This is a genomic window from Priestia aryabhattai B8W22, assembly GCF_000956595.1.
GTDB classification, from domain to species: Bacteria; Bacillota; Bacilli; order Bacillales; family Bacillaceae_H; genus Priestia; species Priestia aryabhattai.
Map to the genome: position 1 here is coordinate 1 of NZ_JYOO01000052.1, position 22,339 is coordinate 22,339.

General features: G+C 36.3%; 20 protein-coding genes and 1 riboswitch. Of the genes, 4 read left to right on the forward strand and 16 right to left on the reverse strand.

The window, feature by feature from the left end; all coding sequences use genetic code 11:
• Positions 1-137 precede the first annotated feature (137 nt).
• From N178_RS24570 to galU, 7 genes are all read right to left on the reverse strand, one after another.
• Positions 138-1,271, reverse strand: a complete 1,134-nt coding sequence (locus N178_RS24570) for a glycosyltransferase family 4 protein (RefSeq protein ID WP_045295441.1) — start codon at positions 1,269-1,271, stop codon at positions 138-140.
• 1 nt (position 1,272) lies between these two features.
• Positions 1,273-1,890, reverse strand: coding sequence for a sugar transferase (locus N178_RS24575; RefSeq protein ID WP_045295442.1), 618 nt, complete (start codon positions 1,888-1,890; stop codon positions 1,273-1,275).
• A gap of 31 nt (positions 1,891-1,921) precedes the next feature.
• On the reverse strand, positions 1,922-3,109 hold the full coding sequence (locus N178_RS24580; RefSeq protein WP_045295443.1) for an ATP-grasp domain-containing protein: 1,188 nt from the start codon (positions 3,107-3,109) through the stop codon (positions 1,922-1,924).
• Positions 3,110-3,160: 51 nt separating this feature from the next.
• Positions 3,161-3,649 carry a GNAT family N-acetyltransferase gene (locus N178_RS24585; protein ID WP_045295444.1) on the reverse strand — a complete coding sequence of 163 codons (489 nt, stop codon included), beginning with the start codon at positions 3,647-3,649 and terminating at the stop codon, positions 3,161-3,163.
• 50 nt (positions 3,650-3,699) lie between these two features.
• Positions 3,700-4,923, reverse strand: coding sequence for a DegT/DnrJ/EryC1/StrS family aminotransferase (locus tag N178_RS24590; protein ID WP_045295445.1), 1,224 nt, complete (start codon positions 4,921-4,923; stop codon positions 3,700-3,702).
• A gap of 51 nt (positions 4,924-4,974) precedes the next feature.
• Complete coding sequence (locus tag N178_RS24595) at positions 4,975-6,795, reverse strand: polysaccharide biosynthesis protein (RefSeq protein ID WP_045295446.1); 1,821 nt, start codon at positions 6,793-6,795, stop codon at positions 4,975-4,977.
• A 132-nt stretch (positions 6,796-6,927) separates the two neighbouring features.
• Entirely contained in the window at positions 6,928-7,827 is a 900-nt protein-coding gene (gene galU, locus N178_RS24600) for a UTP--glucose-1-phosphate uridylyltransferase GalU (protein WP_045295447.1), read from the reverse strand.
• A gap of 749 nt (positions 7,828-8,576) precedes the next feature.
• Between galU and N178_RS24605 the strand changes: the two genes are divergently transcribed.
• Positions 8,577-9,026: a VanZ family protein gene (locus tag N178_RS24605; protein ID WP_237758602.1), complete on the forward strand. Its 450-nt coding sequence runs from the start codon at positions 8,577-8,579 to the stop codon at positions 9,024-9,026.
• 19 nt (positions 9,027-9,045) lie between these two features.
• On the opposite strand, the gene N178_RS27705 is transcribed toward N178_RS24605, so the two are convergent.
• The 4 genes from N178_RS27705 to N178_RS24620 form a co-directional block, all read right to left on the reverse strand.
• On the reverse strand, positions 9,046-10,053 hold the full coding sequence (locus N178_RS27705) for a serine O-acetyltransferase (RefSeq protein ID WP_237758603.1): 1,008 nt from the start codon (positions 10,051-10,053) through the stop codon (positions 9,046-9,048).
• Between the two features lie 225 nt (positions 10,054-10,278).
• Positions 10,279-10,911: an Ig-like domain-containing protein gene (locus N178_RS25575; RefSeq protein ID WP_052942432.1), complete on the reverse strand. Its 633-nt coding sequence runs from the start codon at positions 10,909-10,911 to the stop codon at positions 10,279-10,281.
• The gene (locus N178_RS24615) at positions 10,871-12,820 is read right to left on the reverse strand and encodes a SpoIID/LytB domain-containing protein (protein WP_052942433.1); all 1,950 of its coding nucleotides are present in this window, start codon (positions 12,818-12,820) and stop codon (positions 10,871-10,873) included. Before N178_RS24615 ends, N178_RS25575 begins: the two co-directional genes overlap by 41 nt.
• A 618-nt stretch (positions 12,821-13,438) precedes the next feature.
• Positions 13,439-15,163 (reverse strand): phospho-sugar mutase, encoded by a 1,725-nt coding sequence (locus N178_RS24620; protein ID WP_045295448.1) that lies wholly within the window; start codon positions 15,161-15,163, stop codon positions 13,439-13,441.
• A 198-nt stretch (positions 15,164-15,361) separates the two neighbouring features.
• Between N178_RS24620 and N178_RS24625 the strand changes: the two genes are divergently transcribed.
• Positions 15,362-15,697: an XRE family transcriptional regulator gene (locus N178_RS24625; RefSeq protein WP_045295449.1), complete on the forward strand. Its 336-nt coding sequence runs from the start codon at positions 15,362-15,364 to the stop codon at positions 15,695-15,697.
• Positions 15,698-15,808: 111 nt separating this feature from the next.
• Positions 15,809-15,895, forward strand: a riboswitch (cyclic di-GMP riboswitch).
• Between the two features lie 20 nt (positions 15,896-15,915).
• Positions 15,916-16,038 carry a DNA-binding anti-repressor SinI gene (gene sinI / locus N178_RS26675; protein ID WP_152640872.1) on the forward strand — a complete coding sequence of 41 codons (123 nt, stop codon included), beginning with the start codon at positions 15,916-15,918 and terminating at the stop codon, positions 16,036-16,038.
• A gap of 162 nt (positions 16,039-16,200) precedes the next feature.
• Here sinI and N178_RS24630 read toward each other — a convergent pair whose 3' ends face one another.
• Complete coding sequence (locus tag N178_RS24630) at positions 16,201-16,992, reverse strand: histidinol-phosphatase HisJ family protein (RefSeq protein ID WP_045295450.1); 792 nt, start codon at positions 16,990-16,992, stop codon at positions 16,201-16,203.
• Between the two features lie 232 nt (positions 16,993-17,224).
• Between N178_RS24630 and N178_RS24635 the strand changes: the two genes are divergently transcribed.
• Positions 17,225-17,782, forward strand: coding sequence for an HPP family protein (locus N178_RS24635; protein ID WP_034653823.1), 558 nt, complete (start codon positions 17,225-17,227; stop codon positions 17,780-17,782).
• Between the two features lie 36 nt (positions 17,783-17,818).
• Here N178_RS24635 and N178_RS24640 read toward each other — a convergent pair whose 3' ends face one another.
• From N178_RS24640 to N178_RS27325, 4 genes are all read right to left on the reverse strand, one after another.
• Complete coding sequence (locus N178_RS24640) at positions 17,819-19,078, reverse strand: glycoside hydrolase family 3 N-terminal domain-containing protein (protein ID WP_237758604.1); 1,260 nt, start codon at positions 19,076-19,078, stop codon at positions 17,819-17,821.
• A 2-nt stretch (positions 19,079-19,080) separates the two neighbouring features.
• A complete protein-coding gene (locus tag N178_RS25580) occupies positions 19,081-20,295 on the reverse strand; it encodes a TcaA second domain-containing protein (protein ID WP_052942434.1) in 1,215 nt (404 codons plus the stop codon).
• 252 nt (positions 20,296-20,547) lie between these two features.
• Entirely contained in the window at positions 20,548-21,975 is a 1,428-nt protein-coding gene (locus tag N178_RS24650) for a zinc ribbon domain-containing protein (RefSeq protein ID WP_052942435.1), read from the reverse strand.
• A 37-nt stretch (positions 21,976-22,012) separates the two neighbouring features.
• Positions 22,013-22,339: hypothetical protein (locus tag N178_RS27325; protein ID WP_045295452.1), on the reverse strand; the 327-nt coding region annotated here is incomplete at its 5' end.

The window sequence follows — 22,339 nt, forward strand, 5'->3', positions numbered from 1 at the left end:
CTTTCAGCTCCGCCTCTCCTCATACTACCTATTAAGAAAACTATTCTTTTTCTTTTCACATCTTTTTTCATAAAGCTCCCTCTTAATATATGTATTATTGATATAGTGTTTCATTATAATAACAGTACGGATACCGACTAGAGTGTGAATTCTCTTTCATAAATATTCTTCATTTCTGACTTCACATTTTCTACATCAAACCTTCTAATAGATTCAAGATTCCGTAATCCCATCTCTTTTCTTAAGGTGTGATTGGTAGATATTAAATTTATTGCTTTAGCGAATCCATCTATATCATTTGGGTTACACAAAAAGCCGCCTTCCCCGTTTTTAATTAAATCTCTATTCCCTCTTACATTTGAGGCCACACATGGCAAACCTGCTGACATAGCTTCCATCATTGATCTTGGCAATCCTTCTTGATAAGTCGTAAATAAGAATATATCAGCTATATTCAGTAAATCCTTTACATCCTTTCTAAATCCCAAAAAATGCACTTGATTTTCTAATCTTAACTTTTTTACAAGTTGTTGTAACGCGGTTAACTCTGAGCCTTTACCACAGATTAAAAATTGAAGTTTATTATTTTTCGCTTTGAAAATTGCTTCTATTGAAGCTTTATAATTTTTCCTAGCAATTAAATCTCCCATAGCAATGAGTACTATGTCGTCCTCTTTCAAACCTAAAGATTCTTTAATACCTATATTGTCTACTTTTGAAAGTTGATAAGCTGTGGTATCCACTCCTACCCCTGGTATAAAATACACATTGCCGTCATTACGAAGCCTCATCTCTTGGGCAGCTTTAAAATCCTCTTCATTCATCGTTATTATAGCATCTGTATGATGAGCCATTTTCACTTCAGCCCATTTATAGAAAGTATTATTAATTAGAGATGCTCCTTCATAAAAATGAAAACCATGGGCTGAGTAAATTATTTTAGGCACATTTTCTTTTTTTCCGCATAGTCTCCCTAAAATGCCGCCAATCGGAGTATTACAATGAATGACATCAATATTCTCTTTTTTTATAAGTTCAACCATTTGTCTATAAGCCTTTATATTTTTTAGACTTAGAGGATTTCGTTCAAGGTCTATGTGGTGTAATGTAACACTATATTTAGATGCGTCGTCTGTGAAACCAGAGAGGTTAGCTGCTAAATGAAACTCATACCCCAAACTTTGCGCAGCAACTATTGACGGATAAGAAAAATTTGATATCTTATTAGTGATATTGCTAATAAATAGTATTTTTTTTATATTTTCACTCATATTACTTCATTTCTTCCTTTTTATTTATCTGGTTATTGGTATAGATTCCTCTCCTTTTTAATACTGTAGATACAGTTTTAAAAAGGATTTTAATATCCATATAAAAACTAACACTAGTGGCGTACCATGCATCTTTTAACCGTTTCTCTCTATTGGATAATCCGTTTCTATAATAAGCCTGTGTATACCCTGTTATCCCAGGTCGTACATTCATTTTACTCAGTTCATCTTCTTCAAATGTATCTAGTGCAGAGATTAAGCTTGCTCTTGGACCTACGATGCTCATTTCACCCTTAATAACATTGAGGATTTGAGGAATTTCATCAATACTAGTTTCCCTTATAAATTTCCCTACCCTAGTGACTCTAGGATCATTCTGATTGTTATAAGTACTACCATCTTTGTTCAATAATATAGGCGCATTCACTTTCATGGAACGAAACTTATACATTTTAAAAGATTTGCAATCTTTACCAATTCGTTCTGCTTTATACAATACAGGTCCTTTATCTTCTAACTTAATTAAAAAACCAAAAACTACATATATTATTAAAAAGAATGGCAAAGCTATAAGTCCTATTAAAAGATCTAGTAGCCTTTTCAAGTAATTTTGATACATTCTTTCACTCCTAATCCTTCTTAGGCTTAATTTATTCTCTAGTAATACCCTTATCTATTAAACTTTTGGCTTTTTCAGCTCTATTGGTAGATTCTTCTAAACTTTCAGATGTTGCTATAACATATCCGAGACCGTCCAGATTATTGTGATACTCTCTTATAACTTTCCCAGGTTCCAAATAATGATATATCTCTACTTGACATTCTTTTTTAATAGTTTCTATGTCTGGTAGGCTAACTATTTTTCCTGGACTTAGGGCTAGCAGTCTAGTAGAAATACTCAAAGGTTTATAACTAGAACTAAGGTTAATTGCCTCTCCTAAGGCTGTTTGGATTAAAGCCTCCATATACTTGAAACCCGTTCCTATAGGAATAATTTGAGAACCTATTAAATTCCCCCCCATCCTTGCTCCTATATCAATAATGTAAATTTTATTATCATCAGAAACAAGAATATCCATATTTACTGCACCAAAATTTATTCCTAATACTTTAATAGCTTTCTTTACTACCTCTGCTATTTCGTTTTCTATCTCAGATTGGCTAGGAATATAATGTCCTAGTTCGGCATAATCAGGTGATTTAGTCATAACTTTCCCCATAATAGCTAATACTTTAATTTCCCCATTATACACAAAGGATTCTACTCCAAATTCATTGCCAACTATAAAATCTTCAATTAAAACTTTTCCGACAAGAGAAGATTTGATAGCCTCATTACAAGCTCTTTCCAATTCATATTTATATTCTACCTTTCTAGCTCCCTTACTCCCGGATCCATCACAAGGTTTAACCATAACAGGTAATTTTATACTATCAGCTAGACTCTTTATCTCTTTAATATCACTAATATAATAATATTGAGATAACTCATCCACCTTATTCTTAAATAATGTCTCTCTTACTGCATATTTATTTTTAATTAATGAGGCTACGTTATAATCTACACCCGGTAAATTCATTTTTTTTGCAACATACGATGCCGATAGAACACCATAATCCGTAGCTGCTGTTAAAACCCCATCTATTTTTTTTGAAATCGCATATTTTAAACAAGCTTCCTCATCAACAATATCTATGATTTTATATTCATCGGCATATTGAAAGCCTGGTGATTGTGGATTCTTATCTATTGCTATAGTATAGTACCCCATATCTTTAGCTTTCTTGATAACAAAGGTTTGAAGAAAACCTGCTCCAATTATGAGAATTTTTTTCAATATAATCCACTCTTCCCCATATTAATTCATTATCTAAAAATAACGCACAAACTACAATCTTTTTTCCATTATATAAACTTCAAAATGCTTTGTAGACTTCGAGTTAGTAACTTCAAAACCTCTTTTTTTATAGAAAGAAATTGCTACTTTACTTTTATCGTATACATCTAACTTAATCGTACTGACTCTATTTTCAACACATATTCTTTCAATATAACCCATACTCTGTTTTCCAATACCTTGTCCACTGTATTTAGGAAGTGTAGCAAATTTACTAACTAATCCTTGTAGAGATGCATTGTCCCTCCCACTATCCTTCTTAACAAATTCTAGCTGAAAAGTATGTACATACTCCCCATCCTGTTTAAGTAAAAAAACCTTTTTTTGAGCACAGTCTTGTTTTATAGACTCCTTGGGATATGGATTCTTCCAGTGGATCAACCCTTGATTTTCAAACATATCTTGTCCACTTTGTTTAATAATGTTGTAAACATAATCTATTCTATTAGCGTCGTTATCTAATACTTGTTCAAAAATCATTTTTGGATGTTCTCCTCTCATAACCTGTATAGAAACTCACCTTTTCTCAATTAAAGTTGTTTATTAATAATAATCCCTTTAAATGTCTCTATTACAAACTTAACGTCATCATCACTCATAGAAGTATGTAGTGGAAGTGAAATTTCATTTTTATACATATTGAAAGCATTTTGATAATCTTCTATATGGAAACCTAATTTCTTATAGGCCGTCAACATAGGTAATGGTTTATAGTGAACATTACACGAAATACCTTTCTGAGCCATTTCAAGAATTATATTATTTCTTTCACTCTCATTGATATTCGGTATTCTAGCAAGGTATAAATGCCCAGAAGAACGCATATTCAAGTTATAGTGTCTTATACTTTGAATTCCTAATGGTAATAGTGCTTCGTCATATAACTCTATTATCTCTCTACGTCTCTCTAGCTGATTTTTATATCTATCTAGTTGTACTAATCCGATACTCGCCATAATATCAGTCATATTACATTTATAACCTGGATAAACAATATCGTATTCCCAGGCACCTTTTTGAGTCTTTGCTAAAGCATCTTTAGACTGACCATGAAGACTGTACAACATATATTGCTTGTAAACTTCCTCGTCATCTAAATTAAGTTCATTACGCCAAACAACTGCTCCACCTTCTGCAGTAGTCAAATTTTTTACAGCATGAAAAGAATAACAAGTGAAATCTGCTACTTGGCCACACTTCTTTCCATTTTGCTCAGCTCCGAAAGCATGCGCCGCATCCGCCATTACAATTACCCTGTTAAAAACCTCTTGAATTTCATTATTCGGTTTAAACAAATGTTTCTTGCTTTCTACTGCTTCATATATTCCATCGTAATCACACATCTTTCCTGCTAGGTCAACAGGAATAACAACTTTTGTTCTCTCTGTAATTGCTTCTGCAAGCTTTGAATAATCCATTTCGAAAGAATCCGGAGCAGTATCTACTAATACAATTTTTGCTCCCACATGATCAATAACAGAAGCCGTTGCAGTATAGGTATATGCAGAAGTAATAACCTCATCTCCAGGACCTACTCCTAAGATACGTAAAGTAAGTTCCATTGCTGAAGTTGCTGAATTTAAGCATACAGCTTTATCAGTACCTACATATTCTGCGATTCTTTTTTCAAATTCTTTTGTCTTAGGACCAGTTGTAATCCAACCAGATTTCAAAGCACTTATTACTTCTTCTATTTCAGCCTCTGTAATATTTGGTGGTGAAAAAGGTATATTTCTGATTTCTGTACTATTCATTTTAGACTACCTCACGATTTATTATTTGTGTCCATCAAGAAAATAAATCTATCAATTAATACTTCCAACTAGCAAACTTTCACGATTGTTTGCTAAATTTAGCACATAATCCCTAGTATACTCTGTATCATAAAGATTGTAATTGTCAACCAATGTCGACACTCGAGAAAAATCCACTTCCACAGATTTTCCAATAAAAATCTTAGGGAAAATAGCCTCATCATGTACTTCATCTTTTCCTAGAAGCTCTTCATACATTTTCTCTCCAGGTCGAATTCCTGAATATTTAATTCCTATTTCCTCCTCTTTATAACCTGAAAGTTTAATTAGGTTCTTTGCCAGGTCTACAATTTTAACAGGTTCACCCATATCTAATACGAAAATTTCTCCGCCACGAGCAAGCGTTCCAGCTTGCATAACAAGTCTAGATGCCTCAGGAATTGTCATAAAGTACCTTGTCATGTCGGGGTGCGTAACTGTAATAGGTCCGCCCGATTGGATTTGTTTTTTGAATAGGGGAATTACACTACCACGGCTGCCTAGAACATTGCCAAAGCGAACAGCTACAAATTTTGTCTGGCTATGCTTATCCAATTCTTGAATTACCATTTCTGCAATCCTCTTGGTAGAACCCATAACATTTGTAGGATTAACCGCTTTATCTGAGGAAATAAGCACGAAATTACTAACTGAAAATGTATCAGCCGCCTCTGCTAAATTTTTTGTACCAATTACATTATTTTTTACAGCTTCCTTAGGGTTATATTCCATTAAGGGCACATGCTTATGAGCAGCAGCATGGTATACTACATCTGGTCTGTATTTGTCCATTACATCAAAGATCCGTTGGCGATCTTGAATATCAGCGATAACAGGAATAATTTCAAATTTACCTTTAAATCGATTTCTTAACTCCATATCGATAGAATAAATCGAATTTTCTCCATGACCAAGAAGTAATATTTTTTCTGGTTTGAATTTGCTGACTTGTCGACAAATCTCCGATCCAATTGACCCTCCAGCTCCCGTTACAAGAATTGTTTTTCCAGTTAACTTCTTTGATATACCTTGAGTATCAAGCTCTACTGGATCTCTTCCTAACAAGTCTTCCACCTGTACGTCCCGAAATTGATTAACAGATACTTTTCCTGTAATGATATCTTCTATCATAGGCATAATCTTTATTTGAGCTTTTGTTTTACTGCACTCTTGATAAATCCTTTGAATCTCAAGTTTACTAAGTGAGGGTATTGCAATAATAATATGACCAATCTTCTTTTTCTCTATAATCTCAGGGATATCTTCTGTTTTACCAAGCACTGTAACTCCATAAATCTCAAGCTTCTGTTTTGCAACATCATCATCTACAAAAGCCATTGGCTGTAATTCACTTTCATTATGCTTTAGCAATTGACGAACAAGCATAGTTCCAGCAGATCCTGCTCCAACAATGAGGGCACTCTCTTTTTCTACAGCCGACTTAATAAGACGTCCTCTCACCATTCTCCAAGAAAAGCGAGAACCGCCAATAAGGCACATGTGTAGAAGCCATGTAATAAATAAAACACGAATGTATATATCACTGTTCACTAACAACTGAACAATAGCTGCCGTTCCTATCGAGAATGTTACAGCTTTTACAATAGCTACAAGTTCTCCTACACTAGCATATTCCCATGCCTTATGGTATAAGTGATAAATAAATGCAAATATATGATGGCTTACTAATAAAGTCAAAGAACTGATTATTAACATTTGAAGTGTATAAATGTTAAAGTAAGGGTTTAAAATATAATATCCAATAAATATTGAAAATAGGACAATTAATGAATCCATTCCTATTAGCAATGACACTCGTTTTGAGTAGCTCAATTTAACACCTTCTTTATGTGAGTTTTTTTGTAAAGAACATCTAGTTAAGGAGCATAATAGTTACGTCCTTTAATTAAATATTAAAGCTAAAATTTTGGTAAAGTATCAATATGTAAATTTAGAAGCTCCCTTTTATCTGACAGTGGTTATATGTTTATGTTTCGCTTCTTTAACCATCAAATCATTTATAATTTGCAGTAAGTCCTCTTTTAAATTAGGATGCTGTAATGCAAATTCAATTGTGGTTTCAATAAAGCCTAGTTTCTCCCCAACATCATAACGCTTACCTTCAAAGTCATACGCAAATACACGCTGAATTTCATTTAGCTTTTGAATAGCATCTGTTAATTGAATTTCACCGCCTGCTCCGACTTCTTGTTCTTCTAAGAACTTAAAGATTTCAGGTGTAAACACATAGCGCCCCATAATTGCTAGGTTGGAAGGAGCTGTACCTGCGGCTGGCTTTTCTACAAATGTATTCACTTGATGACGGCGACCGTCGTTTGAAATTGGATCCACGATACCGTAGCGGTGCGTTTGATTGTCAGGAACCGTTTGCACGCCTATTACGGACGAAAGGGTTTGTTCATATTCATTCATTAACTGACGAAGACAAGGTGTTTCCGCTTGGACAATATCATCGCCTAACAACACGGCAAATGGTTCATCGCCGATAAAGTTACGAGCACACCATACTGCGTGTCCTAACCCTTTTGGTTCTTTTTGACGGATATAGTGAATATCAACGTTTGAAGATTGACGCACTTTTTCTAAAATATCGAATTTTTCTTTTTCGACTAAATTATTTTCAAGTTCTGGAGCATAATCAAAATGATCTTCAATCGCGCGTTTTCCTTTGCCCGTTACGATGATGATGTCTTCAATACCCGATTGAACCGCTTCTTCGACGATATATTGGATAGTTGGTTTATCAACAATTGGAAGCATTTCTTTTGGCATTGCTTTCGTTGCTGGTAAAAAACGCGTACCGAGTCCAGCAGCTGGAATAATCGCTTTTTTTATTTTTTTCATCGTCACTCACTCCTTGTTTCTTCCTATTTAATATATATTTTTTGTAAGCACTTACGAATGCGCTGCAACAGCAGCGCATTCGTAAATGCTTATAAATTAATTCGGGCATTTAACCCCACCTCACACCACACTCCTGACAACAAACGCGTCTAAGGTACTTTTCTACCCACAGTGTAGCCGAGTGCCTCCTTTGATAGTGGTAGAGGAGACATTACCATACATATCACTCTTTTTATTACTATTTTTGAATATTCATCCTGTATCAGAAAAAATTAAAAACTTGTCTTTAATTTCAACAAGTTTCTAAGGGTTTGGGACGTTTATCTAAAATGATTTTTATAGTTCATTCATCTTATATATTCTCAGTTATTCCTATACATTTTTTATTAATAGACATTAGACCTATAACTTATTACACAATGGCAAAATTAATGTTATCACAAAAATAGGAAAAGAGGGATAAGATTTTTTGTCGAAATTTGCGATATAACAAGGTTTTTGAATGAAAAGATAATATTTTCGCTCAAAAAGACCTTTTTATGTCGTTAAATGTTCATAGCCTTACCTTTTTCTATATTTAGTAAGTTATTAGAACTTATATTATATGAAGCAAAAATAATAGTTATTTCTATATGAAAATATCTTAATGAATTATACAAAGAGAAAGACGCTTAAGGATATTTCTTGCATTCTCACTGCTTTTCTCTTACGATATGAAGATAAATCTAAAAATAAAAGGAATTTTTTGTATGATACTAAAAAGAATTTGTGTTGTTTCGATGATACTTGCTATTTCTCATTTTTCCCACACGCCGCATCTTCTAGTGACGGATCCAAACTCATGGAGCAATGCTTCAATTTGGAATCATAAAGCTACTTTTTGGTCTGTGTTGCATCCTGGCAGTGAATTTTATATGCCTTATACATATGGGTTTGATTTAGAGTTTATCTTACGCAAAATTGCCCATATTTCTTTTTTCGGCTTACTAGCTCTATTAATTTACTGGAATTTGAAAAAAAGTTCGTGGAGATATGTAAAGGCGTGGTTTTTACTTGCTTGTTTTGCTTTCTTAGACGAGTTGCATCAAGCTTTTATTATCGGACGTGACGGGCGAATTATTGATGTGGCTATTGACTCGTTTGGTGGTGCACTGTTTTTATTTTTACTTTACAGATACAAAAAGATCTCTAGAATTTAGAGATCTTTTTTGGTGCCCACTATTCTTTTTTTACATATTTCTCGTACTTTTCCATCTCCGTACTGATAATCTGAGCCGGAACTCCTGCTACGACACAGTTGCTTGGAATATCTTTTGTCACTACCGCATTAGCTCCTACTACAACATTATCTCCAATTGTTCCCCCAATACAAATTGCCCCGGGAGCAATGTATACATTGTCTCCAATGACCGGCTGCTTGCCGCGTGAGCCTATGGTTACGTTTTGTGAGATAGTACAGTTTCTTCCGATTTTGGCTGATTTTTGGATAACAACTCCAATTCCGCCGTAGCCGAGTTTTGTCCCTTCACCTATTTCTGCTGTATATGGAATATAAGAGTTGAATTTGTGTCGAATAAAGTCTTTTACATATTCCGCTCCTTTTGTTAAGCCATTTTTGTAAAAGGTTCTAGATAGTTTGTAAAGATCCATTGCTAGGAATCGATGTAAGCTATTTGTCAGTATATTTGTTTCACTTACTTTTAAGGTATAGCTCTCTGTAGGATAGTCGTCTAGTTCGAGACCTTCTAACGCAATTAACGCAACGTTTTGTCCTTTAATATTTTCAAGACTTTCAACTGGAAGATCAAAAAAAGTTTGGCCGCAGTATTGATTGGTAGGATCAATAAAACTTCTAATTTGATTATGTTTTTCCATCAATAGTTTAATAAAAGCCGCATTTCGATGAACACCTACTATCGAATAGATTTTCTGTTCATAGACTGGATAATCTTTCGTTTCAAAATCCCTGTAGCGAAAATCGTCGCTTGTTTTTACTGTTTGCTCTCCTTCCTTGTTCCGCATAAAGACTTTTACTCTATATCTTCCTCGTTCATGTAAGTTAAACGTATGTGAATGATTTCTAGAATACGGAATCTTTTCAATGACTTCTTGATCTTTGATTAAGTAATAAGACATTTTTGTATGTTTGTGTTGTCCGTGGCAAGTAACTAGAAGCTGATAAAAGTTTTTAAGTTCAATTGTTACATCAGTAGTCGATAGTTTCATTCGTAACTCCTTTTGTTCCTCAGTTGCATACTCTTATTGCAGCTGAATACTTTAGTCCCTATGTAATAGATTCTCTTTCTATTCTATCTTAATCAAGAAAAAACGGAGAGAAAAATTTGGTTTTCTTTTTAATATATGGAGGTTTGTTATCTCCTTCTCTTCTTTTATAAAGCTGAATAAGCAAAAAGCGGACGCATTTATAGATTAAATGCGTCCGCTTTTTTGTTAACCGACCGTCATAATACGATACGGGCTGTATTTACCGTTTGGATTTTTAATAATGATACTGATTTTCGTCTTAGCTGCCTGCGGTGTAATGGCTATATTAAAAGAACCTTTGCTATCTGCTACGCCTCTTCCAATTAGCTCAGATCCTTTTTTGATATAGACAACACTTTTAGGTTCTGTTGTCCCTGTCACTGTGTTTGCAAGACTAAAAACACGGTTTACACTAGGTGCTGAAGCACTAGAGGATACCGCCGTTTTGTAAGTATAAGGGCTGTATCCGCCTTTTCCTTTTGCCGTTACGCCTATTTTAGTGTTTACTGCTTGTTTTGGAATAGAGATGCTAAATGCACCTTTACTATTTGCCGTACCTATTCCAATTACGTTTGTTCCTGCTTTAACATATACACGGCTTCTTGCTTCAGTCGTTCCTGTGACGACTGCGGTTTCATCCGTAATATCACTAACTGCGGGTGCACTAGGTGCTGTATATTTTGCCACTACCGTACTGTATGTGTACATGCTATACCCAGCGCTGTTTTTTACCGCCACGCCTATTTTAGTATGAGCAGGCTGAGGCGCTATTCCAATACTATATGTTCCTTGCTTGGTTGCTACTCCTCTTCCCAGCACTATTGCTTCCTTTTTTTACATACACAATACTGTTTGCTTCAGCCGTCCCCGTTACATGTGTATCTTGGTCAGTCACTGTATAAATAACAGGAGCGGCTGGTTTTTGAACAGTTTTTGAAACAGTCATGTACGTATAGCCACTATACCCAGCGCTGTTTTTCACCGTCACGCCTATTTTCGTATTAGCGGGTTGAGATGCTATTCCAATGCTATACGTTCCTTGCTTGGTTGTTACTCCTCTTCCCAGCACTGTTGCTCCTTTTTTTACATATACGATACTGTTTGCTTCAGCTGTTCCACTGACTGATGTATCTTGATCGTAGATTTTGTTAATGGTTGGTGCTTCTGGTTTTGTTACTTTTTGTATAACTGTTTTATATGTATAAGGGCTGTATCCTGCACTATCTTTAATCACTACGCCAATTTTAGTTTTAGCTGCCTGCGGCTGTATAGATACAGAATATGTACCTTGATTGGATACTGTACTACGGCCTAACAACGTCGATCCTTTTTTCACATATACGATACTCCCAGGCGCTGCTTTCCCCGTAACTTTCGTATCTTCTGATGTGATATCGTTTACTTCTGGAGCATTAGGCAGTACTTTATACACTCTTGGATAATCTGTGTCATAGGCGCTTGTTAGAAGAGTTGTAGGATAATAAAATGCGAGAATTTCTTGATAGTTTTTTTCTCCCGCAGCCATAGCGTCAGCGCCAAATTGACTCATGCCTATCCCATGTCCAAATCCTTTTCCTTTAATGATAATAGAAGTCCCGTCATCATTAATCTCTGTCACATACTTACTGCCTATCCCTCCTTCAGTAATAAGATAATTGATTGTTCCAGCTGAACTGCCGATTAAATTCCATTGCTTTTCCTCAATATTTCCGTTCTTATCAAACTCATTTTTCACAATATATTTGACACTAATATCGCCTTTTGTTACACGCTTGGCTGAGTCAGGAGCGTAGAAATTAATTTTTGAAATGCTTGTAACCTTAATATCTTTTTCTTTTAGTTCTCCAGCTAACATTTTGTCTTTAATACGATTGGTCATTTCTGCGTCAGCTTCTTTTGTTTTGCTCCACCATTCTTCTGGCTTTTTTAAGTCTTTTCCTGATAAATCAATTTGTTTTTTCCGAACCGTTTTAGTCCATATTTTTTGGGGATCATACGGATCATCTTTCACTTGAGAATATGTATTAACTGGAGTTCCCCAGACATTTGTGTTGGATTGAATAATTCCTCCGTTACTTGAAGAATATACCGAGTTTATAATACTTCCCTTATACGTGAGGACTTGTCCAAATGTATCATCTACAGCCTTACCGATACGTTCATCCCAATAGTCGCCTCCGTACACTTGGAAATTCGTCGTATCGTTGATTACTGACTTCTTAAGGCTAAGTACATACGTTCTTGCTGCTACTGCCTGAGCTTTAAACGTATCCGTTTTAAAAGACCAATACAGCTCTTTTCCTACTACACCTTTTAAATAGTCTTCTATAGGAAGAGTGTTGACAGGACGAACATACTTATTGCTTTCATTTATAAACTTCATGTCCCCTAAATAAGACATGCCGTTAATAGTAAGTTTTGCATCATAAGTAGAAGGTGTAACTTCAAAGCTAGAAAACTCTCCTACCTTTTCTCCTTCTTGATATAGCACCACGTTCGTACCTGCTGCTTTCACTTCATAATCTTTATTTGCTTGCAGAGCTACATCCTCACCTTTGAGACGATACAATGCTGAAGGGTGAATTGTAATACTGCTTTTATTGCCTAAGTAATTTCTTAGTTCTACTGATACAAGAGGTTCTGTTCCTGCGGCTTCTGCTGTCGAAAAAACCGTTAAAGGAACTAGAATGATAGCTATCGCTACCAAGATTCTCATCATGTTTTTCATTGGCTGCTCTCCTTACTTTTACTACTTTTCTAGTACTATATAAATTTAAAGGCATCTTTTCTAATATCGGATAAACCCTTAGATTTTCCAGTACTTTATCTTCATTTATTTAGCTTGCTGCTTATTATCTGTGAACGGTGACAATTATTTTAAAATCCAATAAAGATATTTTCTTATTTATTTTCCATATTTTAATGACTATTGTCCTTTGTTCATGCTATAATGCTAGAGATATCTTTATATCTTGCTTGATAATAAAACCGAAAAAAAGTACTGGTTCTCAATGAGAACCAGACTTTTTTTCATGTATGAAATTAGCTGCAGATAGTCTTACTAGTTTCAGCTTGTTTTTTACTGCATCTTTTTGCTTCAGTTTTTCTCTTGGCTTTGAAAGCTTCCAACCCTTTAAATATCGCAATCAATTCTTACAATTTCTTTGCCATATTTGCTACATCTATTGTCAATGAATGAATCAATCTCCCTTATGGAAGCAAGCTGTTCTTCAGTTGCAGCAGATACATTGTGAGAATCAGCTGATGCGTCCAGGCTGTTTCGCTTTGAATCCAGGCAGTATTTTTGCTAATAAAAAATTACCCTGATGCAGTCAGCGCTTCTCTGCTAATAAATGATACTTTCAACCATATTAATAACATTTGTTTCCATTTCTCTTAATCGCTCTTCACTCTCCTCCTCCGTTCCTTGCTTGACTCCAAAATAAAACTTCACTTTCGGCTCTGTGCCTGAAGGACGAAGTGCAAACCAAGAGCCGTCTTGCAGCCAAAATTTGAGTGCGTCGGATGAAGGCAAGTCTAATCTTTCTTGCTGAGCGGTGAGCAAGTTGATTCTTTTCCCGCTTTGGTAGTCTTCTATTTTCTTGACTGCTGAACCGGCTATTACTGTCGGAGGGTGCTCTCGGAACCTGTTCACAATACGGCTTATTTGTTCAGCTCCGTCTTTTCCTTTTAAAGTGAAAGAAGTAAGAGACTCTTTGTAATAGCCGTATGTTTCATAAAGCTCTGTTAGTCCATCATAAAGCGTCATTTCTTGCTGTTTGTAATAAGCAGCTGCTTCAGCAATCATCACCGCTGCCTGAACGGCATCTTTATCACGAACAAAGTCACCGATTAAGTAACCATAGCTTTCTTCGTATCCAAATTGAAACGTTTTTGTTCCTTTTCTTTTATACTCTTCTATTTTTTCGGCAATGTATTTAAAGCCTGTGAGCGTATCCACTGTTTCCACACCATAATTTTCTGCGATTGCACGCCCTAACTCTGATGTAACAATCGTTTTAAGCATAACGCTGTTATCTGGAAGTACTCCCTTTTCTTGTTTCTGTGACAGCATATAATGCAGCAATAAAGCGCCCATTTGATTTCCTGTCAGCAGTACATATTCATCCCTGTTATTTTTTACTGCGACTCCTAATCGGTCAGCATCTGGATCTGTAGCAAGCAGTAAATCCGCAGCTTTTTCTTTTCCGTACTGAATTGCTAGCTGAAAAGCCTGTGCTTCTTCAGGATTAGGAGATGAAACAGTTGAAAAGTTAGGATCGGGATTTTTTTGCTCGTTCACAATTGTGATGTGCTGTAACCCGGCGTTTTGAAGTGCTTGAGGCACAAGCGTTTGTCCTGTACCGTGAAGCGGCGTATAAACAATATACAGGTTTGTTTTTACCCCATCGTTGTTTAGCTGAAGTCCTTTTACGTAATTAAGATACACTTGATCCAGGTTTTCGCCGATATAGCTTACTAGATTTAGTCTCAGAAGTTCACGTTCGTCTTTTACTTCAAGCAGCAGTTCATTTTCGATTTTATTCATATGCATGACGATAATATCCGCCCCTCTAGGAGGAAGCTGTGCTCCGTCTTCTTCATATACTTTATAGCCATTGTATTCTGCGGGGTTGTGACTCGCTGTAATCATAATGCCAGCGTAAGCACGAAGATAACGGACGGCAAATGATAGTTCTGGTGTTGGACGCATCTCTTGAAATACATAGCTTTTAATTCCGTAAGTTCCTAGCGTTTTAGCTGCTTCTAAAGCAAATTTTGCTGAACCATGGCGGGAATCATACGCAATCACGACTCCTCGTTTTTTAGCTTCCGTTCCGTTTTCTTCAATGTATGCAGCAAGTCCAGCCGTGACTTTTCGAATCGTATAGATATTCATACGGTTTGGTCCCGCACCAAGCTCGCCTCTCATTCCTCCTGTGCCAAATTCAAGCTGTTTGTAAAAGGCATCTTCTCGTTCACTTTTGGTCATTTCACTCATTTGTTTTTTTAATTGGCTTGGCAGCTCGCTGTGCGTAATCCACTTTGTCCATTCGTTTTTCCACGTCATCTTTATCTCTCCTGTTCAATGTTTTCTGTTTTTATTGTGCACCGGTTATATGAACTGGGCGTGAATTGGTTGATATGTCTCATAATAAAAAACATTAAATAATTCTTTATAAAGAACATTTTTGATAAAAAAACGGTCACAAACCGTTTTTATACGTTATAATGAACAAAAAAACCAATAAAAAGAGGATGAACTGAAGTGATAGGAGAAAAGATTAAAAATTTGCGATTAAAAAAAGGCTATTCTATTACACGCTTAGCTGAAGAAGCTAGTATTTCAAAATCGTATTTATCTCATTTAGAAAAAGGGTTAAATAATAACCCTTCTCTTCAAATGCTTGATAAAATTGCTTCTTCTCTTCATACAACAATCGATGAATTAATTGAAGGAGATATCAGCCGTCCAGCTCTAACTTCAAAGCCAAGTCTCAACCAAGAATGGCTCTATCTAATTGAACAAGCTATTCGAGACGGCATGACCAAAGAAGAATTTATTGAATTTCAGTACTATTTAAAGTTCCGAAGAACAAACTGATGCATCTATTATCTGACTTTTAATTTTTTTATGACAATCGACCCATTTCGACACCTTTTACAAATTTTATCTTGTAAAATAACTGTATACTAAGAACACTATTACAAATTATCCAGATAAGGGCAAAATTATTGAAAAATAGTGACGCAAAGCTTCAGGTCTAAGGCCGCTTTTGGCTATGATGGCTGGGTTCCCTGGCAAAGGGTGGATGAATCGTAATGAAAAAAGAAAATATACTGTTAATCGATCCAGACTGGGTAAGTCTTATGGAATCAGCTCGCAAGCTAGGGCTGACCGTCGAAGAAGTTCAGAGATTTTTATCGGAGTACAAGCAGCAGTAAATTTAAAAAGCACGCTCATATTAGAGCGTGCTTTTTGCAAATAATATTATTCTTCTAACATTTTTTCATAGAAATGGCTGTCGCAATCAAGCTGTTCAAAAAACGCTTGAATAGAGTCTGAGATTCGTGTATTAATAATGAGGAAAGTCAAATCCACTCATATTAAATACGAATTCCTTTTGGCTTACGTTGATCAAACGTATAAATCTCCGTAAATCCGCACTGCTTAGCCATTTCAACCGCTTCTTTCATATGTGCTCCTACGGTTTCAGCGAAGTGTGAATCAGAGCCAATCGTTAAGATTTCTCCGCCTAAATCGCGGTACAGCCCAACAACTTCAAGTGCCGGCAATGCTTCGCCCAGCTTCCCTCTCATACCTGAAGTGTTAATTTCAATTCCAATATTGCGATCAATGGCTTTTTTCAAAATATCGGCAAGAATATCTTTGAATTGATGATAGTCGTAAATACCGTACTGTTCAAACGCATAGCGCTTCATTAAATCTAAATGAGCCAGCACGTCAATGTCCGCTTCGCTTACTAGCTTATACATTTCATTAAAATAAGCGCGGTAAATCGCTTCTTTATCGTTTAGCTCCAAATGTTTACGAAGCTTGATATTATTAATGTTATGAACCGATCCTAAAATAAAATCAAAGCTCTCTTGCTTCATCGTTTCTTGATACTTCTCTTTTAAATAGTGCGGCTCACAAATTTCAATTCCTTTTTTAATCACTAGCTGGCCTTGAAATTGATCTCTGCATTCTGCTAGTTCTCGTTCATATTTATCAAAATCCATATGACCGTAAGTTGGCGCTAATGGATTTAATGAAAAGTGCTCGGTAAAACAAATTTCGTTTATGCCGTTTTTTACAGCTTGCTCGCACACTTCTTTCATGACTGCCTGTGAGTCAAATGAATTGTTTGTGTGATGATGGTAGTCTACTAGATACATAATTTAGTCACCTCTAGGTCTATTATACATTTCTCCTGCTCTTACTGCACATAGAGACCCTTCTACCGCCTCCCCCACCTTTTTTCGTTCATCAAAAGAATTTCCAATAAAAAAAGATATTTTTCCTCTTCCAGTAATCCTTCTTTTCTTATAAACTAACTTAATATATCAGATGTTCTGACATACAACTTGACAAACAACTTTTACTTACAAAAGAGAAAGGAAAGAAGAAATGCAGATTGAAAAAAGTTTTGCTCAAACAAAAAGTCCCTTTCTGTCTTACTTAAGCTCTTATGCTAAAAAGATGAAAGGAGAACTAAAAGAAGAACCTAAAATCAACTATAGAGATGCAGTCGTTTCTTCAATCGGAGGCTTAATTGCGATTATCATCAGCAGCGCGATTGCACTAGCGCTTGGTTATCCTATGGCGCTTGCTCCGATTGGCGCAAGCTGCGTGCTTGTTTTCGGAGCTCACAAAGGTCCTTTATCACAGCCGCGCCACGTGCTTGGAGGGCACTTGCTTGCAACGGTTTCCGCACTTATTATTTGGAGTTTATTTCATCGAAGTCTAATCACTATAGCCATTGTGCTTGCTTTTGTTCTTATTTTAATGATTCTTACAAAAACCGTTCATCCTCCCGCGGCAGCTAGCGCGATTGTCGCAATTAATACTCAAGCAGGCTGGGGATATTTAGGTATTATTATGATTTGTGCGTGTGTGGTTGTATTGATTTCTACTGCGTATAACAATTTATTTCAAGACCGGCAGTATCCCAGGTATTGGGTTTAATAAAAAAAGACGCCTTCTCATGGAAGACGTCTTTTTTTATTTGTTTTTGCCTACTACGTTTTTTGCTGTTTCAAGGTCTACATGCAGCTGAATATCAGACGTTAGCTTATGCGTCAGGATTCGCTTTACCGACTCATCAATTCGCTTCTCAGATATCTTCCCTTCTTTTACTGCTTGCAAAATACCGTTATACATTTTTTCTTGGCTGTCAAGCGTATGACAAACTAACAGAACATCTGCGCCTGCTTCTACAGCTCGCACACCTAGTTCTTCATACGTAAAGTATTTACTCACAGCGCCCATCTCAAGATCATCAGTTACCACAAGCCCTTTATATCCAAGCTGTTTACGCAGAAGCTCTTGGATAATAATCGGTGAAATACTTGCCGGGTTTTCTTTATCATAAGCCGGATATTTGATATGTGTTACCATAACGAAGAAGTTATTGTTATCTACGTTTCTGACCATTTGTTTAAACGGATAAATATCTCCGTTCTCTAAATCCAGTTTATCTGCTTTAACAGATGATGTTTCTAAGTGCGGGTCAATATTACTTCGTCCATTGCCCGGAAAATGCTTAAGCGCAGCTGTTAGACCGTTCGCATTTAGCCCTGACACAGCCGCTTTTCCAAACTCAGCCGCTTTTTCGGGGTCTGTGCCGAACGAACGCGTATCTGTGTCAGACAGGTCTAATACAGGCGCAAAGTCTACGTTAAAACCCATCGCTGCAAGTTCTTGTCCGTTGCGGTTTGCAGCCTGATATACTAGGTCTTTATTATTCTTCTGCCCTAGCTCTTGCTGTGAAGGAATCGGTGATACTTGATCCTTCATGCGGACAATCTCACCGCCTTCTTGATCAACTCCCATCATCAAGGGTATTTGATTCTTGGTTTCCTGAGCTAAATCTTGCAAGCTATTTGTTAACGTGGCTACTTGCTTTGGCGTTTTCATATTTCGATCAAATAAAATAACGCCGCCTGCATGATAGGTTGAGATCATCGTTTTAATATGATCATCCACTTCTTCTGTTTGAAAACCAACGACCATCATTTGACCGATTTTTTCTTGCAGCGTCATGTTACTCATAAGTTCTTGTACTTGCTGATATGTACTTTTAGGCTGACTTTTACTTTTTTCTGCTGAGGCTTTTATTGGTTTTGTGCTGATTTTTTCTGTAGTCGGCGCTTTTACGACAGAAGAAGCAGGCTTTGACATAGACTGATAAGCCCAAGCTGCTCCTGTGATTAATACAACTGCAATTGCTGCATATATAACTAAAAAGATAGGTTTTTTCATTTTCATTCAGTCCTCGAATCTACTTTCTCAAGATGTGCTTCGCTTAGTCGCCATTCTTCGTTCTCTTTAACAAGATCCCAACTGCCTTCCCACTCTTGAACTAACGTGCTGCCGTCTTCATTGTCATCGTAAGACGTCATTTTAATATCAGCTTTTGCTTCATTTCCATCTACTGCGGTTACTTGCACATCTGTTACATCGTCTCTAGAGTTTGCTTGTAGCCCTTTTGACCAATCCGCTAAATCCACTGAGCTTTTACGGCTTGAAGCAAAGTAATTATAAGCTGATGAAAAGTCATCACTAGTAATAAGATTATAATGAGACGTAATAGCATCTTTAATATCAGCTTCTTCTTCAGCTGCTGTATCATTTTCAGCTTCAGTTTCCTCATGGTTTTCAATCTCATCTGAATCATCAATGTTTACTTCATAATCGGACCAATCAAAATGAACGCTTGCCGTTTCTTCTTCAAAGGTATCAATGCTTTGCTCATCGGATACCGATCCGCCTTCATTTTTAATAACTGCTTTAATTTTATGCGTTCCTGGTAAGAAGGGACCGACGCTTTTCTCACCGTTTTCACTGTTGATTTTACCTACTTTTTGGTTGTCTACATAAATCATAGCGTCTTCTTCACTTGATACTACAGTCGCATAGGCAGGATTTACACGAACGGTATAGTGATCAAAAATGCCCCACTTCTTTCCGTCTTTTTGCAAATGCGCATATGGCGATTGTGTTTCCTCAGAAACCTCATCTAGAGTCCCTGTTTCTTCATAAGATGCCGTTTCTGAGGATAACCCATCATTAATGGAGGAAAGAACCTTTGGATTACGATGCAGATATTCTACAAAAGACTTCGTTTGCTCATCATTTGCACTAAGTTCAATTTGTCCTTCATTTACATAGCTTTTTACCTTGTCAATATCCTTCTCTTTGAGCGCTTTTACAAACCCCTCCGATGCGGCTCGAGGTGACATTACCATCTTATCTACTGCGTAATACCCTCCACCTAAAACAACGACTGCAGCCAGTATAGAAGCCGAAAGAACTTTTGTTTTTTTACTTATAGAGTTACGGGGGGATCGCTGCGTTTCCTCTTGTTGAGGCTGATGAGCAGACGCTACTTCTTGATTTGTCGCTGCGCTTTGCCCGCATTTAGTACAAAAAGCCTGCCCCTTCTCTAGTTGCTGTTTACAGTTACTACAATACTTCATTTCCAATTGCTCCTTTATATTTATATAATTAAAAAATTTTAAAGACTGTGCTTTATTAATACGAAATGATTTTCTTACTTATAACTAGCTATAGGCTGAACCTCGTAAACTAGTAGATACGATGAAACAGGAGCAAAGTAAAATGATCACATAAAAATAAAATAACGTACAAATCATAAATTCTTCACTTTAGAAGGTCCCTCCCCGGAAAAAAGGAGCTTCCAGGGGGTATACTTCGAGAGTTTTTTCTCCTTATTTTACTTCCGTTGAACTCACTAGCTGGTAAACTCCTAAACTGCCATCAGATAATTCTTTTACTTTATGAATACTGTTGAATTTCTTATATTTAACAGATCCATCTCCGTACGAAATATCGTACTCTTCTGTGGTATACACTTTATACATAGAATCATCGAGTTTTGTTACCCTATTTACATTAAAGCTTAGTAAATCTTCTGTTATTCCTTTGTTAATTAGATAACCTGTATACTCTTTTTGTTCCCTATATTTTGGTCCGTTAGAATCGATAAAAGGCTCTGCAATAGAGAAGTCCCCACTATTAATGGAGGAAATCGTAGCATTCATATATTGTTCTATAAAACTAGAAACTTCACTAGTAGATACTCCAGAATCAGTGTTTGAATCTTGATGATTTTCCTCTTCTTCCTTAACAGGGGCTGATACTTTGGATGTACTTTCTTCGTCAAAGTTGAGCGCAATCTCTGTCATCCCTTTTTTGATTGATACTGCTTCCGTTTTCTTTTCTCCAGAATCGAATTCACGTTTTGCATATACGCTTACAGAACCATCCATTGGAAGTGGACCTATATAGTCAATATCACCAATTTCTGTTTTGGTGTCTTTATTATTAACAAATAGTGTTGCATCATCATAATCTGAAGAAACATGCACCTCGTGATTAGACCAATCAAAATCTACGATTGCTTCCGTGTCTGCACTTTTTACTATTTGCTCAGTTGTAGCTGTACCATATTCATTTTTTACAGCTCCTTTGAAAACGTGGTCTCCTGGAAGAAAAGGGCCCATTTTTTCAGTAGCCTCTTGATGGATAAGACCTTCCCCTTTGCCGTCCACGTATACCATCGTCTTGTCTTCATCCGATTTAACTGTTACATACATTGGGCTTACTCTTACTACATAGCGATTAAAAATAAACCACTTCTTTCCGTTTTGCTCAAGATGGGCATAAGAGGGATAGATAGAATCTTCATGAGTAGTATTCTTACCGTATGAAGATAAATCATCAGTCATAGCTGACATCGCTTCCGGATTTTTCTGAAGGTAAGTAATAAAAGCTTGTGTTTGACTGTCATTAGCTTTTAGCTCTGTAAGACCTTCATTTACATATTTCTCTACCTTTGCTATATCGTTTTTCTTAACAGCATCAATAAAGCCCTCTGCTATCGCCTTTGGTTGCATCAACATTTTATTTATTCCGTAATAAGCACCACCCAGTATCGCCGCCCCTAATACAATAGAAATAACCATTACTTTTGATTTCTTACTGCTCTTTTTAGGTGCTGTATTTTCTTTTTGCCTAGGTTTAAATAGCTTATTTACTCTCGTTGTCTTTACATCTTTTTCAAACTGTTGACCACAGTTCACACAAAATTTTCGATTTCTCTTTAGTTTTTCACCACAGCTATTGCAAAATTTCACTGAACTCTCACATCCTTTTAAGAATTCTGCCGTACTTTTAATATCCTTCTTCCTCTTCTTCGTCCTCTTCCTCTTCTTCCTCTTCTTCTTCCTCTTCTTCTTCTTCCTCTTCTTCTTCTTCTTCGTGCTCTTCGTCTTCTTCCTCTTCTTCTTCTTCTTCTTCTTCCTCTTCTTCTTCTTCTTCTTCTTCCTCTTCTTCTTCTTCTTCTTCTCTTCTCTCTTCTTCCTCTTCTTCTTCTTCTTCTTCTTCTTCTTCTTCTTCGTCTTCTTCTTCTTCTTCTTCTTCTTCTTCTTCTTCTTCTTCTTCTTCTTCCTCTTCTTCTTCTTCTTCTTCTTCTCTTCTTCTCTCTTCTCTCTTCTTCTT

What these genes read in the sequence shown, in the direction of transcription:
- N178_RS24570 (WP_045295441.1), bottom strand. Translation starts at nt 1,271, where the DNA reads ATGAGTGAAAATATAAAAAAAATACTATTTATTAGCAATATCACTAAT.
- N178_RS24575 (WP_045295442.1), bottom strand. Translation starts at nt 1,890, where the DNA reads ATGTATCAAAATTACTTGAAAAGGCTACTAGATCTTTTAATAGGACTT.
- N178_RS24585 (WP_045295444.1), bottom strand. Translation starts at nt 3,649, where the DNA reads ATGATTTTTGAACAAGTATTAGATAACGACGCTAATAGAATAGATTAT.
- N178_RS24590 (WP_045295445.1), bottom strand. Translation starts at nt 4,923, where the DNA reads ATGAATAGTACAGAAATCAGAAATATACCTTTTTCACCACCAAATATT.
- galU (WP_045295447.1), bottom strand. Translation starts at nt 7,827, where the DNA reads ATGAAAAAAATAAAAAAAGCGATTATTCCAGCTGCTGGACTCGGTACG.
- N178_RS24605 (WP_237758602.1), top strand. Translation starts at nt 8,577, where the DNA reads ATGATACTAAAAAGAATTTGTGTTGTTTCGATGATACTTGCTATTTCT.
- N178_RS27705 (WP_237758603.1), bottom strand. Translation starts at nt 10,053, where the DNA reads ATGAAACTATCGACTACTGATGTAACAATTGAACTTAAAAACTTTTAT.
- N178_RS24615 (WP_052942433.1), bottom strand. Translation starts at nt 12,820, where the DNA reads ATGAAAAACATGATGAGAATCTTGGTAGCGATAGCTATCATTCTAGTT.
- N178_RS24620 (WP_045295448.1), bottom strand. Translation starts at nt 15,163, where the DNA reads ATGACGTGGAAAAACGAATGGACAAAGTGGATTACGCACAGCGAGCTG.
- sinI (WP_152640872.1), top strand. Translation starts at nt 15,916, where the DNA reads ATGAAAAAAGAAAATATACTGTTAATCGATCCAGACTGGGTAAGTCTT.
- N178_RS24630 (WP_045295450.1), bottom strand. Translation starts at nt 16,992, where the DNA reads ATGTATCTAGTAGACTACCATCATCACACAAACAATTCATTTGACTCA.
- N178_RS24635 (WP_034653823.1), top strand. Translation starts at nt 17,225, where the DNA reads ATGCAGATTGAAAAAAGTTTTGCTCAAACAAAAAGTCCCTTTCTGTCT.
- N178_RS24640 (WP_237758604.1), bottom strand. Translation starts at nt 19,078, where the DNA reads ATGAAAAAACCTATCTTTTTAGTTATATATGCAGCAATTGCAGTTGTA.
- N178_RS25580 (WP_052942434.1), bottom strand. Translation starts at nt 20,295, where the DNA reads ATGAAGTATTGTAGTAACTGTAAACAGCAACTAGAGAAGGGGCAGGCT.